Source organism: Sedimentibacter sp. zth1 (genome assembly GCF_017352195.1).
GTDB lineage: Bacteria > Bacillota > Clostridia > Tissierellales > Sedimentibacteraceae > UBA1535.
Window position 1 is genome coordinate 814,471 of sequence record NZ_CP071445.1, and the last position, 15,095, is coordinate 829,565.

A 15,095-nucleotide genomic window follows, 5' to 3' on the forward strand; every position below is an offset into this window, starting at 1 on the left:
CCTCTATTTGTATAGTGCAGTAATAGACACCCAGTCTTCTTTCTGTCTAGTTTCAAGAATTTCAAAACCAATATTTTTAAGTGTTTCTTTAACTTTGTCTACATATTTTTCTATTATACCAGATGTAACCAAAATACCGCCTTGTTTTAAAAATTTTGGAAAGCTATCGCTCATTGCTATAATAATATCTGCAATGATATTTACAGCAATCATGTCATATTGATTGTATCCTATAGTATCTTGTAGTCTTTCATCCTCAATTACATTACCACAGTATGTTGTAAATTTATCTTCATGAATTCCATTTACAAGTGCATTTTCCCTAGCTATTCTAACTGCATTTTCATCAATGTCTACACCAACAACATTTTTTGCTCCCAATAAAATTGAAGCAATGGAAAGTATTCCGCTTCCACAACCCATATCTAAGATTTTCATATCTTTTTTGATGTATTTTTCAATTTGTTCAATACATAACTGAGTCGTAAAATGCTGTCCTGTACCAAAGCTTGCTCCAGGGTCAATTTCCAACACTACTCTATCTGTATCGTTTTCAACAGTTTCCCAAGTTGGTTTAATAATAATATGCTTACCAACCTCAAAAGGCTTGAAAAACTGTTTCCAATTATTTGCCCAATCTTCATCATTTACGGTATTCATCTGAAGATTTAAACTTCCCATATCAATACCAAAACTATCATTTTTTAAATTATCTATTTCACTTTTCAAGGCTAAAAGTTGTTTTTCACCTTGTTCATCTTCATTCAAGTATAATTTAACTCTACTAGGACAATTTTTCATATTATTTAAACTTTCATCATAATAATCCCAATTCATAGTTTTACTTTCTAAAAACTCTTCAAATACACTAGCATCTTCAATAATTACTTCAGTAATATCAAGCTTTAATAAAATAGCATTTAGTATTTCTAAACCTTGCGATGTTGTTTCTATAATAATCTCATTAAATTTCATGTGTTTCTCCTATCTTAAAACAATTATGTTATCCATAAATATATAATATACAAACATTTTTGTCAAATATTTAAAAATTATGTGTAATAATTTAAAATTTTGGATATAATAAACAAGTCGAGAGTAAAATAATGAATTAATATAAAAAATGCCCTATAGTACAATCATAGCGCATTTTTTATTTTTTGTTATTCATTATAATTTTATATAATAAATGATATAGCTATAATATAAGCTATGTAAACAGCAATCATTATAATTCCTTGAACTCGGTGTAATTTTTCTTTAAACAATGTTGGAATAACAAATATACCCATCACTGCGAAGCAAACAGGTATGTCAATCATAAATGTTTGTTTAGCAATTGGTAAAGAACCACCTGATAACAAAGCACACACTGGTAAAATAATTGTAACATCAATTATATTTGCACCTAAAATATTACCTAATCCTAAAGAACCTTGCTTTTTAACAATAGAAATAATTGTTGTAATCAATTCTGGCAATGAAGTTCCAATTGCAATAACTGTTAAACCAATTACACTTTCAGATATTCCTATAATTCTAGCAAGTTCACTACCATTATCTACGAGTAATCTTGCGCCAATAACAATACCTGCTGCACCACCAATAAATTTTAAAGCATTAATTACAATATCTTTTTTACCATAAATCATATGTTTTTCATTCGATATTTCAGATTTAGCTGATTTTACATTTTCTATGATAAATATAAAAAACATTGCTAATAAAACAAGACTTCCGCCTAATTTCAATTCACCACTAAGCGATAGTAATAACAATGATAAACAAGATACAATCATCAAAATACCTTTAAAAGCAAAACTTTTTCTTTTAACAACTGCCGGTATACAAACTATTGAGATACCCATAACTAAGCCTGTATTGCATGTAACAGAGCCAATTGCATTTCCTATAGCCATTCCTACTTTTCCATCAACTGCAGCCATAGCGGATACAATTAATTCTGGAAGAGTTGTGGCTAAACTTACGACTGTAGCACCAACTATAAACTTTGGAATACCCGAAACTTCCGCAATCCAAGTAGCTGCGTCAACAAAGTAATCTCCACCTTTTAAAATTAGTATAATACCTAAAACAAATAAAAGTATTACAATAAAAATTTCCATAAATAGACCTCCAATAATATTTTGCCCATAAAGATAAAAAAAACTCTTAGCATTATAATATAATGCCAAAAGTCTCGTTTCCTTAAAAAAAATCAATTAAGGTGTATAACCACCGATTGAAAAATCAGATGATGTTGATTATACAACATAACTACTCCCTTTTGCTTATATGAGTATAACTTATATAGGAAATTATGTCAATAAATAATTTTGATGTGGAGTTGCGTAGCAACTTTTTTATACAATCTTATTCACATAATATGTTTAAATCAATAAATTTACATACGCCATCATTGTCATTGTTTTCTGCAATATATTTAGCTGAATTCAACACGTTATTAATTGCGTTTTCAACAGCTACACCATATCCGCAATATTTAACCATTTCTTCATCGTCATTATCATCGCCAAATGCAGCTATTTCATCTAATGAAATATTATAATATTCTGCTAATGTTTTTATACCATTTAGCTTGGTAGCTTGATTAGACAATATTTGAAATAAATAACCTGCTGCAATTTTTCCATATAAATTTGAAGGCAAAAGGTTGATTATTTTTTGCAGTTCCACGTCATTTTCAACAGTAAGCAATATTTTGTCTGCCTCAAGGCTAAATTCTTTAAAATCAGTAATTATGTTGTTGGTAACTGTTCCGAATACATTTTCTATATCAAAATTAGAAAATATTATGTCATCTGACTCAACTGATAATTTACAGTCTGGATATATATTTATTATTTTTTGGATTAAATCAAAAGTTATCTTATTACTAATTGTGTTTTTTTCTAACACTTTCCCATCTATTGTAATTAGCGCACCATTTAAACAAATTATATCATTGCAACCAATTTGTTTAGCATACTCAATTGTTGCTCTATATGGTCTTGCAGTTGCAATTACGAGTTTTATACCATTACGCTTACATCTATTTAAAATTTTTAATGAATAATCTGAAATTGTTTTATCTGTTCTCAGGAGAGTTCTGTCTAAATCCATAACTATCATTTTAGTTTTCATTTTTATTCCTCCAACTATTATTGTAATTATAAAATTTTGTGTGTATTATTTAGAATACAACGTTTTCCTTTGCTTGTCAATAATAGTTTTTTAAAATTACATTGTAGAAATTTATATAATAATGGTGTATTATATTTATATATAAAAAATACAGGAGATTAATTATGAAAAATATTGTACCTACAATTGCAGCAATTCATGATATTTCAGGTTATGGTAGATGTTCTACAACTGTTGCTTTACCTATTTTATCTGCTCTTGGTTGCCAAGTATGTCCTTTACCTACTGCAATACTTAGTAATCATACAGGATATAAGGATTTTTTCTTTTTTGACTATACTGATTATTTAGAAGAATATTATAAACATTGGGAAATCAATAATTTCAAATTTGATTGTATGTATAGTGGATTTCTAGGCTCTCAAAAACAAATTGAAATTATAACAGATATAATTGAAAGAATGAAAAAAAATAATAATACCTTGATTGTTGTTGATCCTGTTATGGGTGACCATGGCGAGGTCTATTCTACATATACAAAAGAATTAATAGAAAAAATGAATGAGCTTGTAAAACATGCTGATATAATAACTCCAAATTTGACTGAGGTATGTATTTTGCTCAATATCAAATATGAATCAACTAATTTATCGATTGAAACATTAAAGGACTATTTGTATAAATTGAGCACTATCGGCCCAAATACGGTGCTTATAACAGGTGTAAAAACTGTAGACAATGAGTTTGTAAATGTATGCTATGATAAAAAAGAAAATAAATATTACAAAATACCTTATGAAAATATTGATATTAAATATCCTGGAACAGGAGATTTATTTACCTCATTATTTGTTGGATATTTGTTTAAGGGATTAAAATTACCCGAAGCTATAGAAAAAGCTTCAAAATTTGTTACATTGGCTGTTAAAACTACTTCAAAATATGATGTAGATATAAACAATGGTGTATTGTTTGAGCTAATAATGAAAGATTTGTTTAATGAAAATAATATTTATAATTATTTAGTAATTTAATACGTGAAAAAGGTATTACTCTACAACCAACTTAGTAAAGTAATACCTTTTTATATATTTAACTTTGTAATATAAATTATTTATAAATTATAATTTCCATAAATCTACGCAAAACTGCACTCACCTGTGCCCTTGTAGCTGTTCCTTTAGGTTTAAATTTAAAATTACCAGTACCATTAATTATTCCAGCTTGCTGCATTGCAAATATAGCTTCTTTTGACCAATTACTAAAATTGTTAACATCATTAAATAAATATTTTTCGCTCATAACTGGTATTTCATATCCTGAATATTGTGCAAATTTATACATCATTACTGACATTTCTTCTCTAGTAATTGGTTTATCAGGTGAAAAATTATTATTTCCTACACCAGTAGCAATATTGGCTTTAACTGCCCATTCAATATATGGTGTATAATATTTGTTTTCGTCAACATCTTCAAAACCACTTTTAACAGATCCTTCTAAATCTACATCTACATCAAGATATAACCTTGCAAGTCTTCCTAAAACTGTTACAAACATTCCTCTTGTCATTTCGTTATTTGGTAAAAATGTGTCATTATTATACCCTGAGAAAATACCTAATTCTATCATAAAATCAATGTCTATTTCTGCCCAATGATTAACGGTATCTCGGTAGCATTTTGAATTATTATTTCTACCAAGACCTACTATTCCTAGTTTATCTGTTTTCAAAATAAAGTATTTACTATTTTCTTCATAATCATAATTTTTACAATAAACTACTCTATTATTATCATCTATTATTACAAAAAATATACTATCCTGTCTTCTATTATTATCTTTTACTAAGCCTCTCAATTTATCAATTTTGTCTATTATTGAAGAATTCATATCGTATTTTATTCCAATTTCAACGTCTTTAAAATCAAAATCATTAATATACGAAACTGCTTTTCTTCCATTTATTACCATATTGTAATAAACGGAGTAATTATATACAGGTCTTTTGTAGATAATTTTTTTCATAGAATTAGTAAGCTTACTCTTATCAAGTTTTTCAATATTTATTATGATATCATTTTCAGTTTCATTATAAATAGTATACAACGAGTTATAGTTAAATTCTAAATAAGTATTATTAGTTTCAACATACAATGATTTGACATTATAATTTAAAATTTTGTTAATAGAATTATGATCTAAAACTATTTTTATACATTCGCTTTTTAGACTTCCTTGATTGTTAACAAGTCTAATTTTTAACGAAATATCTCTAACTTTTTTGCTTGACATAAATTTATTTGCCTTGTTCAATGCGTTTGATATTATATTTTTTGATACACTAATACCATTGCTTATTTTAATATCATCAACCGGTACTATATCTATACATGCAATCAAAGGTTTAAGCCTTTCATCTGCATTTTCAAAGCTAATTTTATAATATAGATTATCTGTATTAGCAGGAATCACTGAAATTGAAAACTTTTCTATATTTGAGCATGGGCTATAACCAAATAAAGTACTACCTTTATATATAATTTCAACATAATAATCCCCAACTTGCAAAGGTGCGTTTTCTAGTTTTTTTCCAATAATATTTCCATCACGTTCGTAGAAATTAACTTCACATTTAGGTAGGTTGATTATTTTACCACTTAATTCACTATATTCCTTTATGTAATAACTGATATTAGGTACTTTTTCATTGTATTCAAAAATATTTAATGTTGGCATATCAAAAAATATTTTTGTTTTTGCACCAATTCTTATAGTATTGTCGTTGAAAACATATATACCATAGCTTTCTAGATCCGAATCATATATAAATTTTTCTATATCAAGATACTGTTCATCTTTTGCATAAACTAACAAAGTACTTAATGTTCTTTTAGACGAAGAAATACCTATTGTTCCATCTATTTTACCTACAATATTTATATAGGTGTTCTCCAAATAAACATTTTCATTGTCTATATTATCAATAATACTTATTTTTCCTTTTATAGCTAAAGATGCGCCAAATTTGACAAATACATTGCCTAATTTAATTGATTTATTACTAATTATTTTTCCACCAAATAAGTTTAAATCACCATTATCAATAAAAATTGCACCACCAAATGAACTACAGTTATTTTCTATAGAACCACCATACATATTTAAAATTCCATTTTGCACATATATAGCTCCTCCATACGATGTTACATTATGATTATTTTGAATTTTAACACCATCATATAAATTAATAATCCCATGACTGAGCTTTATCAATGCTTCTTCTGATTTTATTGAGTTATTGACAGACAAATTACTATCATCCCATTCTGCTCCTCCATCAATAACTAAAGCATTTCCATCTCCCATACCACCAATTTTTCCAAAAGTTAAGGTACTAAATTTTTCGGTTTCAAATAAAGCACCCCAAAATACTGTGTTTTGTGTATCCTTATTTATTTGTCTGTAAATTTTTCTATTGCCTTTAGCTACAACTTGAATATTCTTATAAGGATTAACTTTCAATGTTTCATCTACATAACAATCCCTTATTATGCTAATAATTGCGTTATCAATGTTATCCTTCTCATTAATATAATTAATAGCATCACCTAGTGTACAAAACTCTTTAGTACTTTCTTCATTATTAATTTGAAGAATAACTACTGTTTTTTCAGTAATAGTTTTCTCATCAGCATAAATATTTAAGATACCGCTAAGTATAGTTATAGTAAGAAAAAAACCAATGATTTTAATAATTAATTTCATCTAAATACCACCTATCACAATAATTTATTATATGTAACAAACTTATCATATAATAATTGTAAAATATTGTAATAAACAAGAAATAAAAAAAATAGTTGCATATTTCGTGCAACTAAAATCGACTATAATTATTTTTTTATGATTTTACTTGATATGTAACTACTTAATAATGCAAGACCTCCATAAATTAGAGCATAAGATAATGCTGAATCATCATAGAATAAAAAAGCTGTAGGAACAAATAACACACCTACTGTGATAGGATATAAAATATTAAATCCGTATTTAGAACCACACACAAAAGCTTCGGCTATGGTTAACATTGGAAATATTAACGTTAATAACATTACTAAGTGGTTCTGATTACTTGAAATAAGTGGCAATATATAAAATGGCAATATATTAGCGGCTAAGTAAGGTAGCATCTTTTTTAACTTTTCCATAGTATCTCCTTAAATTATATAATGAAAACATTTTACTATATCCTAGTCATAATTTCAATATAATTTTATTTTATTTAAAATTCGCAAAAAAAACTAGGCGAACTCATTACCTAGTTTTTACTCATTTTTAAATCCATCTACATACTCTTGACCTAATTCTTCCATTATCTCAAATGCTTTAATTAATTTTTTACCCTTATCTTCTGTTAAATAGTATTCTACTTTAAAAGGTTCGTTAACAAAGTTTTTTTTACCTACTAAACCATATAATCTTAGCTCGTTCAGTTGTTCTAATAGCATTTTTTCACTAATTCCTTTTATACTCCTTTTCAATTGAAAAGTTGTGGCGCCTGATCTAAATCTAAGTTGCCAAAGAATAACTGTTTTCCATTTACCTTTTAAAATATCATGTACATATTCTAAAGGATTGATACTGTTTTCACTTGCTTTCATTGTAGATTTCTCCTATTTCATATATGAAACCACATAATTATTAAAACAATAATTTTTTAGGTATCTTACATAATTAAACTTAGAATATTATTATACCACCAGTTATAAAAATTATAACTTTAAATGATAATTTATATTTTGCATAATAATTTACTTCGAAATTCCATTTATAAACTTTTAACTATTTTTACTACTCTACTAGTACCTAGTCTATCAGCACCAAGTTCAATAAATTTTTCAGCATCTTCTAATGTTTTAATTCCACCAGCAGCTTTTACTTTTACATCTTTTCCAACATGGTTACGCATCAATTTAACTGCATCAAAAGTTGCTCCACTTGTTGAAAATCCAGTAGAAGTTTTGATATATTCTGCATTAGATTTAGTAACAATTTCACACATTTTAATTATTTCTTCATCTGTTAGCAAACATGTTTCAATTATTACCTTTAACAATTTTCCATTGCATGCTTCTTTAATTTGATTAATTTCAACAAGTATTTCATCATATTTTTTATCTTTTAACATTCCTATATTTATAACCATATCTATTTCGTCAGCACCATTATGAACAGCATCCTTAGTTTCAAAAACTTTTGTTGATGTCGTCATATATCCATTTGGAAAACCAATTACAGTACATATAGGTAATTCATCAACTACATAATCCTTAGCTTGTTTTACAAAATATGGAGGAATACAAACTGAAGCAGTTTTATATTTCATTCCATCATCACACAATGCTTTGATTTCATCCCAAGTAGATGTTTGAGCAAGTAATGTATGGTCTACAATTTTTAAAATGTTATCATATTTCATTTCATTCACCCTTTATTATTTATTAGATTTATCTTCTTTAATTAAAATTCTTAAAGCCTCAATTCCTACCTTTATAGCAGAGTCCGTATCATGAACTATTGGATTATCTAATCCCTTTTTTTGTCTTTCTTGATTAGCAACAACTAAAAAATTCGAACCTACCCTTACCCTTTTATGAGCACCAACAATAAAAAGAGCAGCTGATTCCATCTCTGAAGCTAAGCATCCCATTCTTAACCATGCATCCCATTTGTTCATAAGCTCATAGCTAACAGGCTTAGTTTCTGGTTCATGCTGTCCATAAAAAGCATCCTTACATTCCACTACACCTGTATGATAATTATAATTTAAATTTTTAGCAGCTTTAACAAGTGCATTTGTTACATTTAAATTTGAAACTGCAGGAAACTCTATTGGGGCATATTCTTTAGAAGTTCCTTCCATACGAATTGCTCCAGTAGCAACAACTATATCTCCACCTTTAACATTTATGTCCATACCTCCACATGTTCCAACTCTAATAAAAGTATCAGCACCACAATTAACAAGCTCCTCTAAAGCTATGGAAGCTGATGGTCCACCAATTCCTGTTGAAGTAACACTAACCTTTTCTCCATCTAAAAATCCTGTATATGTTATATATTCTCTATTATCAGCAATTAATTTTGCATCTTCAAAATATGCTGCGATTTTTTTACATCTCTTAGGGTCACCAGGCATAATAACATATCTTCCAACATCACCTTTTTTGATAACTAAATGATACTGTAAACCTTCTTCTCCCGAATATTTTTGCATTTTATATCTCCTTTCAAAATTGTATAAAAAAGCTGTGTATTTGTATATTACAACAAAAATTTTATTATGTCAATTTTATATAACTAGTATATTATTCATATAGTTTACTAAAATAAATCATATTATCTACATAATTATAAAAGTTTTAAAATAAATGAAGAATGAGCTAAACAATAGCTTTAAAATATTAAACATTATTGTCAAACAAACATAAAGTGGAAAAATATAGATGACAAAGATAAAGAGAAATACATATTTTCAATTTTTGGGACTACAAAACAATATCATATTAATTACATGTATAATTTGCTATGAACATCTGCCTATATTCAACTTATTTCAACATTTATTATCATTATTTAACAAATATATATTATTTTTACTATTTATGTTTATTTTATAACTAAATTATAGTATAATAATAAGGAAAATATTTTAAATTACACAAGGAGAAAACATTATGAAAAATAGCTACAATTTTATTTTAAAAGAAAAAAAATTTGTAAAAGATGTAAATTCTGAAGTATATGAATATGAACATCAAAAAACAAAAACTAAGCTAATATTTGTTAAAAATGATGATACAAATAAAGCTTTTACTGTAGGATTTAAAACTATTCCAAATGACAGCACAGGTGTAGCACATATAATTGAACATAGTGTATTATGCGGATCAGAAAAATACCCTATCAAAGAGCCTTTTGTTGAGTTAATGAAAAGTTCTTTAAATACTTTTTTAAATGCTATGACTTTTTCTGAAAAAACTTTATATCCATTTTCTAGTCAAAATGAAGAAGATTATATGAATATTTTAAGTATTTATTTGGACGCTGCTTTCAAACCAAGTATCACAAAAATCAAAGAAATATTTATGCAAGAAGGATGGCACTATGAATTAAATGATAAAAATGATAAATTATCTATAAATGGCGTTGTTTATAACGAAATGAAAGGTGCATTCTCATCTCCAATGGAAATTTTGAACGAATCTGTTAATCAATCACTTTTTGACAATTGTTATAAATATTGCTCAGGTGGAGATCCAGATGTTATACCAACTCTTACATATGAAAACTTCATTAAGTTTTATAATACATTTTACCATCCATCAAATTCGTTAATGTATGTTTACGGAGATTGTGATATAGATAAAATAATGAAATTTATAGATGATAACTATTTATCTAAATATGATTATTTGGAAGTAGATTCTTCAATTAAATTTGTTGAACCATTTAAAAAAGAAAAAACATTGTCTGTCCCTTACTCAATAAATGATGAAGATTCAGAAAAACAAAAAACATTTCACTCTATAAATTATGTAACTTCAGTAGCTAGTGATGAAGAAACTTGCTTAGCAATGGATATTTTGCAAGATGTTATAGTTAATTCTGATTCATCTATCATTAAGAAAAAGCTTTTGGAAAATAATTTATGTGGTAATGTTAAAGCACAATTTGATAATTATACAATGCAACCTACATTTAGTATCATAGCTCAAAATACTGATGTCGAAAACATTGATAAAATCAATGAAATTGTTGAAAGTACACTTAAAGAACTTGCATTTAATGGTATAGATAAAAAGTTTCTTGAAGCTTGTATAACAAAAGCTGAATTCGACTTAAAACAGGATATTTCTAATAATAGCTTTAAAGGAATTGAACTTGGAATTAAGCTATATAATCGTTGGTCTTTTATAGATAATCCTGTTGAAGTATTATATTTTGAAGATAGAATCAAAAAAATGTATTCTTGGCTTGATAATAAAGGTTTTGAAAAATTAATAGAAAAATATTTTATCAATAATAATCATAAATCTAAAGTTACTCTTTATCCTAAAAAAGGCCTAAGCAAAGAAAAAGATTTAGCATTAGATAAAAAACTTCAAGAATATAAAAATAGTTTAAGTGATTTAGAAATTGAGAAAATCATTGAAGAAAATAAGAAACTAAAAGTTAGACAGTCAAACCCTGATACAGAAGAAGAACTTAAATGCATGCCAACTTTAAAACTTGAAAGCATAAATAAAAAATCTATTAAAAGAAATGTTTCTGAATATAAGATTAATAACTTTGCCCTACTACATCATGAAGCGTTTACAAATGATATAGTTTATGCTAATTTAATGTTTGACGCTTCTAATTTAACAGAAGAAGAAATATCTTACGCAGGACTTCTAACTAAAATATTAGGTAAGATTTCTACTAAAAATTATACTTTAAATGATTTATCAAATGAAGTAATGATAAATACTGGAAATATCAAGTTTACTAACAATGCATTTCTTGATACAAAAGATATTAATAACCCATATAAACAATTTGAAGTTAATTTTAAATCAACAACAACTAGATTACCTAAAGCTATTAATCTTGTTAAAGAAATATTATTTAATTCAGATTTAAACGATACACAAAGATTACAACAATTATTAAATATTAATATTGGATCAATTCAAAGCAGACTTGTAAGTTCTGGACAAATATATGCAGTTATAAAAGCAGCATCAAAATTTGATACAGCATATTACTATTTAGAAAAAGCTAGTGGTTATAGTTTCTATGAATTTATCAAAAAATCAAATGATAACTTTAACTCATTAAGTAGTGATATAGTTAAAAATCTTAAACTTGTATTAAAAAAATTGTTAAACAATAACAATTTAATTATCACTGTAACATGTACTAAAGAACAAAAGGATATATTTGCAAAAGAAATATTGCGTATTACAGATGAGCTTTCTAATGAAAATCAGCCAATAGTTTTTGATAATTTTAAGTATAATAATCAAACCGAAGCATTTTCAATAGCTTCTAATGTTCAATATGTAGCACAAGGTTATAATTATAAAAAGCTTGGATACAAATTTACTGGAGCTTTGAAGGTTGCTGAAACTTTACTGTCTACAGATTATTTATGGAATAATATACGTGTTTTAGGTGGAGCTTATGGTGCAATGATGAGATTAAATCAGTCTGGACAAATTTGTTTTGTAAGTTACAGAGATCCTAATTTAGCAAAGACCCTAGAAAATTATAAAAATATATATAATTATTTTAATAATTTAAAATTAGATTCTAAACACATGACAAAATATATCATAGGTACAATTAAGAATTTAGATCAACCATATTCTATTGAAGTTGAAGGTGATATTGCTTTTAAAAACTATATTTCACATAATTCATATGAATATCAACAATCAATTAGAGATGAGATATTTGCTACTAAATGTGAAGACTTAGTTAATACTAAATCTTTATTCAAATCTATTTTAGATAAAAATCTATATGTAGTGTTTGGTAATAATGAACAAATTAAAAATAATAGCAATATATTTGATAAAATAACTAATGCATAATAAATTGATATAACAAAAACACCTCTACTTAAGGTCTTGATGACCATTAAATAGAGGTGTTTTTTTATGAGACTATCTTTCAATTCCATCCCTTGCTTCTACTCCGGAATAGTAATAATGCTTAATTTCCTTCATTTCGGTAACTAAATCTGCAATATCTATTAATTCCTTTGGTGCATATCTTCCCGTTATGACAACCTCAACATTTTCAGCTCTATTGTTTAATATTTCAATAACTTTCTTTACATCAAAAAGTTTGAAGTATAAGGCTATATTAAGCTCATCAAGTATAACTAAATCATAATCTCCTGATTTTAAAATTTTAGCACATTTGTTTAGACCTTCTGTAGCAATATCAATATCTTCTTGTTTAGGCAAAGTATTAATAAAACAGCCATGACCAAGTTGCTCTATTTTAATATTTTCGAAATATTTTTCTATTTTGGTTTCATTGTACTTCATATCCTTTACAAATTGACCTATATAGACACTTTTACCTGCCATCATAGTTCTTAATGCAAGCCCAAAGGCAGCAGTTGTTTTTCCTTTTCCATTACCGGTGTAAATATGTATATATCCTTTATCCATAATTTCTCCATTATATTATATTTTAGTTTAGTTTTTTAAACTATAGTTAAAATAATAATTTTACTAATCTACATTCAATTGTATTTAATAAAACTCATCACCATATTATACAATATTTATGGAAAAGTTTCTATGCAATTTTGCTAGGAGGACCTATGTCTCTCTTCGGCATAAAAATCAAAGTTCTTACAATTTGTAAGAACTTTGACTTATTTACAATAATTTTTTATTTATTTCTAAACGGTAACTGTAGCTTCTTCCTGCTTTGCCTCTTCCAGTTCTACTTCTTTCTCATCTTCATAAGGAATATTTTCTATATCAAATCTCAATTTATAAAAATACTTAAGCCAGTCAGGTTGATTTTTAAGTTCCTTAGTTAATTTTTCAGTAAGTTTAGGTGTTACCCTTTTATCCATTATAGCAAGCATTCTGATTAATGGATTATGCGAATATAAACTATTGTTGAAATTAGAACGTTTATATTCTTTTATAGCTTTTAACATATAAATTGAATCAAGACCATTTTCTTTAATTGTGTTTTGTTCATCTTGTTGTTGAATAACTTTTTTATCCTTTAATGCTTCAATATTTCTTTCTATGCCATCAACTTTAATGTAAACAACTTTTTTATTATCTGATTTTATAATGTATTTTACACGTCCCTTTAATTTATCACATAATAAATTTTCTTCTAAATCTCTTTTGATTACACTCCATGAATTTTGCAATTAAGTATACCTCCTAATAATTTATATATTGTAGTTAATATATACCAGGAGTTAAGATTTCCTAGTATATAAAAAAGTTGCTACGCAACTCTGCGTATATAAAAAAACAAGCCAATTATTATGACTTGTGCATGAAATAATGCCACAAAACGTTTTTGGTGAATATGTGCATTAGTCATAGCATAATCATACAATAATTTTCTTGTCCTGTCAATATTTAGAATTTAGCACTGCTTATCTTATTATAAAGTATAATACTTTGTAGTATCCATTTCTTTCTTGGTTTTGATTCCCTTTTCATATGTAATTTTATATGCTTTTGAGTTGATATTTTCTTTTATTACATGATATTTGCCATTTTCATCAACAAAAGCTGAACCGTTTTCGAGTGCTATACCACAAATCGTCTCATCCTTAAGCATTTCATCAAAACTTTCCCTACCTTTTTCATTGTAATGCGGGCAATGAGCTGCCTTTATTAACCCTAAACCATAAGCTCTTGTAAAATCCCACCATCCAACATTATTAAATGAATTACTGTCACTATGACCAAATTCAAACCAACAAATAGAACCAGCACTTATACCTGATAAAACAATGTTTTTCTCATATGCTTCCTTTAAATATTCATCAACATGATACTGCTTCCAAACTTTCATCATTTCAACAGTATCTCCACCACCAACATATATAATATCCGTATCGAGAATCATATCTCTTATTTTATTTTGGCTATATGAATCGCTATATAAGCATAACGCATCTACCGTACAGCTTTTCATACCAAAATACAATTTTATATTATCTATGTAACCCTTGTCATCATGGCTTGCAGTTGGTATAAATAACAATTTTGGATTTTCTTTTCCGCTAAGCCTAATTATATAGTTATCTATACTGTTTGTTTCTCCATTTCTCATTTCTCCGCCGCCTATTGCAACAATTTTACCCATAAATTCACCTCATATTAAATTATTTTAATAAAAATCAA

At 26.8% G+C, this 15,095-nt stretch carries 13 protein-coding genes; 2 read left to right on the forward strand and 11 right to left on the reverse strand.

The annotated features are described in order from the left end of the window. Positions 1-3: 3 nt before the first annotated feature. The 3 genes from prmA to JYG23_RS03960 all read right to left on the reverse strand — a co-directional run bounded on the left by prmA (position 4) and on the right by JYG23_RS03960 (position 3,144). The gene (gene prmA, locus JYG23_RS03950) at positions 4-975 is read right to left on the reverse strand and encodes a 50S ribosomal protein L11 methyltransferase (RefSeq protein WP_207237232.1); all 972 of its coding nucleotides are present in this window, start codon (positions 973-975) and stop codon (positions 4-6) included. Positions 976-1,178: 203 nt separating this feature from the next. Beyond that, positions 1,179-2,126 (reverse strand): calcium/sodium antiporter, encoded by a 948-nt coding sequence (locus JYG23_RS03955; RefSeq protein WP_207237234.1) that lies wholly within the window; start codon positions 2,124-2,126, stop codon positions 1,179-1,181. Positions 2,127-2,373: 247 nt separating this feature from the next. Then, positions 2,374-3,144 (reverse strand): HAD family hydrolase, encoded by a 771-nt coding sequence (locus JYG23_RS03960; protein WP_207237236.1) that lies wholly within the window; start codon positions 3,142-3,144, stop codon positions 2,374-2,376. 164 nt (positions 3,145-3,308) lie between these two features. Here JYG23_RS03960 and JYG23_RS03965 point away from each other — a divergent pair, with 164 nt between their 5' ends. Then, entirely contained in the window at positions 3,309-4,178 is an 870-nt protein-coding gene (locus tag JYG23_RS03965) for a pyridoxamine kinase (RefSeq protein WP_207237238.1), read from the forward strand. 76 nt (positions 4,179-4,254) lie between these two features. Here JYG23_RS03965 and JYG23_RS03970 read toward each other — a convergent pair whose 3' ends face one another. The 5 genes from JYG23_RS03970 to udp all read right to left on the reverse strand — a co-directional run bounded on the left by JYG23_RS03970 (position 4,255) and on the right by udp (position 9,424). After that, entirely contained in the window at positions 4,255-6,912 is a 2,658-nt protein-coding gene (locus JYG23_RS03970; protein WP_207237240.1) for an S-layer homology domain-containing protein, read from the reverse strand. 128 nt (positions 6,913-7,040) lie between these two features. Beyond that, positions 7,041-7,355, reverse strand: coding sequence for a hypothetical protein (locus tag JYG23_RS03975; RefSeq protein ID WP_207237242.1), 315 nt, complete (start codon positions 7,353-7,355; stop codon positions 7,041-7,043). Positions 7,356-7,472: 117 nt separating this feature from the next. After that, positions 7,473-7,808: a helix-turn-helix domain-containing protein gene (locus tag JYG23_RS03980; protein WP_207237243.1), complete on the reverse strand. Its 336-nt coding sequence runs from the start codon at positions 7,806-7,808 to the stop codon at positions 7,473-7,475. A gap of 167 nt (positions 7,809-7,975) precedes the next feature. Then, positions 7,976-8,626 carry a deoxyribose-phosphate aldolase gene (deoC, locus tag JYG23_RS03985; RefSeq protein WP_207237245.1) on the reverse strand — a complete coding sequence of 217 codons (651 nt, stop codon included), beginning with the start codon at positions 8,624-8,626 and terminating at the stop codon, positions 7,976-7,978. Between the two features lie 15 nt (positions 8,627-8,641). Next, the gene (gene udp, locus JYG23_RS03990; RefSeq protein WP_207237247.1) at positions 8,642-9,424 is read right to left on the reverse strand and encodes a uridine phosphorylase; all 783 of its coding nucleotides are present in this window, start codon (positions 9,422-9,424) and stop codon (positions 8,642-8,644) included. 460 nt (positions 9,425-9,884) lie between these two features. On the opposite strand from udp, the gene JYG23_RS03995 reads away from it, so the two are divergent. Then, positions 9,885-12,788 carry an insulinase family protein gene (locus tag JYG23_RS03995; protein ID WP_207237248.1) on the forward strand — a complete coding sequence of 968 codons (2,904 nt, stop codon included), beginning with the start codon at positions 9,885-9,887 and terminating at the stop codon, positions 12,786-12,788. Positions 12,789-12,860: 72 nt separating this feature from the next. On the opposite strand, the gene cobO is transcribed toward JYG23_RS03995, so the two are convergent. The 3 genes from cobO to JYG23_RS04010 all read right to left on the reverse strand — a co-directional run bounded on the left by cobO (position 12,861) and on the right by JYG23_RS04010 (position 15,057). Then, positions 12,861-13,376 carry a cob(I)yrinic acid a,c-diamide adenosyltransferase gene (cobO, locus tag JYG23_RS04000; RefSeq protein WP_207237249.1) on the reverse strand — a complete coding sequence of 172 codons (516 nt, stop codon included), beginning with the start codon at positions 13,374-13,376 and terminating at the stop codon, positions 12,861-12,863. Positions 13,377-13,612: 236 nt separating this feature from the next. Continuing rightward, on the reverse strand, positions 13,613-14,104 hold the full coding sequence (locus JYG23_RS04005) for a hypothetical protein (RefSeq protein WP_207237250.1): 492 nt from the start codon (positions 14,102-14,104) through the stop codon (positions 13,613-13,615). Positions 14,105-14,346: 242 nt separating this feature from the next. Continuing rightward, the gene (locus JYG23_RS04010) at positions 14,347-15,057 is read right to left on the reverse strand and encodes a peptidase E (RefSeq protein ID WP_207237251.1); all 711 of its coding nucleotides are present in this window, start codon (positions 15,055-15,057) and stop codon (positions 14,347-14,349) included. Positions 15,058-15,095: the final 38 nt, after the last annotated feature.